We start from the raw sequence: 1874 nt of genomic DNA, 5'->3' as shown, positions 1-1874 counted from the left end.
CGTGAAGACCGTATAGGCGATGATCAGACCAATATGGGTGTCGTACAGCCCGACGCCACGATAGATAAGGAATACCGGCAGGACGATGCCGATCGGTGGCAGGAAGCGCTGTGACAGCACCCAGAAAGACAGGTGCTGGCCGCCCGTGTTGTAGCGCGCCAGACTATAAGCCATCAGCGTGCCCAACAACGCTGAAAGCACGGTGGCCGACAGCGAAATGATCAGACTGTTGATGAGCCCGTCGAGGCCGCGATAAGCGAACAGCGCAGCTTTGTAGTGTACAAGGGTCGGCTCGGCAGGGAACCAGACGGGCGGCACGGTGAGGTAGTCGTCGCTCGGCTTGATCGAGGTGTTGAACATCCAGTAGAGGGGCCACAGCACGAACACGAGGAAGAAGCCGAGCAGCAGCATGCGACCGATCGGCACCGACCGGCGTTTCCTGCGGCGGGCGGGCGCGACGGCGGCCATCAGACCGGCTCCACCTTCAAGAGCCGCCGCACCAGCAGCGTCACTACCAGCGCGGTGAAAATCAGGAATAGCCAGCTTCCGGCCGTCGCCTGCGACAGATGAAACTGGGTGAAGCCGACCGTGTAGAGATAGTAGGAAGCCGTGTAGGTTTGCGTACCCGGGCCGCCGCCGGTCATGATAAAAATGGTATCGAACATTCGGATGGCGTCAAGCAGGCGGAAGGTCAACGCCAGCAGCATCATAGACCCGAGATGCGGCAGCGTGATCGCCCAGAAGGCCTGCCAGGCATTGACGCCGTCGAGTTCCGCCGCCTCGTAGAGGTTCGGAGGGATTGCGGTAAGCCCGGCGAGCAGGACGACAAACATGAACGGAGTCCACTGCCAGACATCAGCGATGATCAGCGAGACATAAAGCCATGGGCGCTCGGTCATCCAGCCGATCGTCACCTCCTGCCCCAACAGTTGCGTCAGGATGTAGTTGGTTGGCCCGAAAGGCCGCTGAAGCAGCAGCGTCCACGCTTGGCCGACTATCACCGGGCTGATGAAAAGCGGCACGATCAGGATCGACATGACGACACCGCGCCCCGGAAAGCTGCGCACCATGGTGAGCGCCACCAGAAGGCCCAGCACGAATTCGATGGCGACGCTGATGCTCGACAGGCAGGCCGTCAGCAAGAGCGACCACCGTGCCACGGGATCGAACACCACCCGCTCGAAGTTTTTCAAGCCGACAAAGGCGTGGCCCGGCACCTGGAAGTCGTAGTTGATGAAGGACACGACCAGTGAGAACAGCAGCGGATAGATCGACAGCGCCAGTATCAACAGCACCGCGGGCGCGACCAGAATCCATTTGAAGTGGCGGTCCGCCCACTGTGCGAGGGTCGAAAGCCGAGGCGGGGCGCCGGTGGTCGTCATGCGACTGATCGTGGTGGTGTGCGGCATCGATTTATTCCAAAGATCGCCACGCGGTTGAGCCAGGGTGTTGCGAGCAAAGCGCCCGCAACACCGGTCTGGTGCTAGAAACCCGGCTCCCCTCCAGGCGAGTCTCAGAGGGTGACTGCCATGCCAAGCTTCTCCACTGTGTTGTCAGCGGTGGCGCCGGGCAGTTTCAGGAACTCGGTGTAGAATGCCTTTTGCGACTCCATCCCGAGCCGATCGGTCGTCTCGTTCCACTCGGCGGCCGCCGTTTCCAGCGATGCTTTCGGATCCGCACCAGCCCACACTGCGGTGCACATGCGGTCGATGCTCAAGAAATAGTCCTGCGCACCTGGCATGATCGGGTCGAGCAGGCCGACATTCGCCGAGTTGTTGAGGTTGGCCAGGTACTCCTTGGCGCTCGGGAACAGTGCTCCATAGAGCTCCGACTTGAAATGCGAAATGCGGTATGGGTCGCGCAGCGCATAGGGC

General features: G+C 61.1%; 1 protein-coding gene and 2 pseudogenes. All 3 read right to left on the bottom strand.

All coding sequences use genetic code 11. The annotated features are described in order from the left end of the window. Positions 1 to 468: pseudogene (locus EN884_RS34700) on the bottom strand (carbohydrate ABC transporter permease); the annotation flags it as partial. Continuing rightward, on the bottom strand, positions 468 to 1409 hold the full coding sequence (locus EN884_RS34695) for a sugar ABC transporter permease (RefSeq protein WP_063170586.1): 942 nt from the start codon (positions 1407 to 1409) through the stop codon (positions 468 to 470). The gene EN884_RS34695 and the pseudogene EN884_RS34700, both read right to left, overlap by 1 nt. A 104-nt stretch (positions 1410 to 1513) precedes the next feature. Beyond that, positions 1514 to 1874 (bottom strand): annotated as a pseudogene (locus tag EN884_RS34690) (ABC transporter substrate-binding protein); the annotation flags it as partial.

The sequence above is a fragment of the Mesorhizobium sp. M7A.F.Ca.AU.001.01.1.1 genome (genome assembly GCF_004022735.1).
GTDB lineage: Bacteria > Pseudomonadota > Alphaproteobacteria > Rhizobiales > Rhizobiaceae > Mesorhizobium > Mesorhizobium ciceri.
Note: the sequence above shows the minus strand (reverse complement) of the source record. Positions and strands in the feature narration are given on the sequence as shown.